The 701-nt window shown below is 63.3% G+C and carries 1 pseudogene; it reads left to right on the top strand.

The features are described 5' to 3' along the window. Positions 1–487: 487 nt before the first annotated feature. Positions 488–701: pseudogene (locus EOA29_RS38880) on the top strand (GNAT family N-acetyltransferase); the annotation flags it as partial.

Here is a 701-nt window from a genome sequence, read left to right as displayed (position 1 = left end):
GCGAAGCCCGCCGCCAAGGCAGCAGCCAAGGCTCCGGCCAAGAAGCCGGCCGCCAAGCCTGCCGCAAAGGCAGCGGCAAAGCCCGCCGCCAAGGCGCCGATGAAAGCAGCAGCCGCCAAATCGACGGCAGCGGTGAAGAAGGCGGCGCCGGCAAAGAAGGCGCCTGCCAAGAAGTGATCGCGTAGCTTCGCTTGCGGGCCGCGATGGGTGAGGGCGGGTGCCGTCGAGGCGCCCCTCCCGCCGGCTCGGCGTGATAGCGAGCGGAGTCGGAACGCACGCTCCTCCTAAAGCTCTCGGAAATTTTGCCATCGGCAAAACTTCCGGGAGCTTTTTGTTGCGGTGACCAGTGCACATTGGCAGGATCGATCCGGCCGTCGGGCGAGGGGAACTGCGTCATGCCAGATTCGCAGCGGCTAGGATGCGAGACGAATGCTTCATGGCTTTGGCACTTATAGTTCGTCCGGCGAGCTAGGACGACGCGGAACCGGTGAGCCGCCTGATCGTGGCCGCTCTGCGTGAAACCAACGCCAGGGACTACTCGCCGGAAATCATCGCCCGCGTCGAGCGGAGCTTCAGCCCTTCGGCAATGCTGCAGCTCTTCAAGCAGCGTCAGGTATTGGTCGCCATCGTCGGCAACAGAATCGTGGGAACTGCGAGTCTGGATAGAGCGATGGTTCGATCCGTGTTTGTCGATCCTGGAT

Origin of the sequence: Mesorhizobium sp. M1E.F.Ca.ET.063.01.1.1 (assembly GCF_003998155.1) — a bacterium.
Lineage (GTDB): Bacteria > Pseudomonadota > Alphaproteobacteria > Rhizobiales > Rhizobiaceae > Mesorhizobium.
The sequence above is the reverse complement of the archived record's forward strand: the minus strand, read 5'-3'. Positions and strand labels throughout refer to the sequence as shown.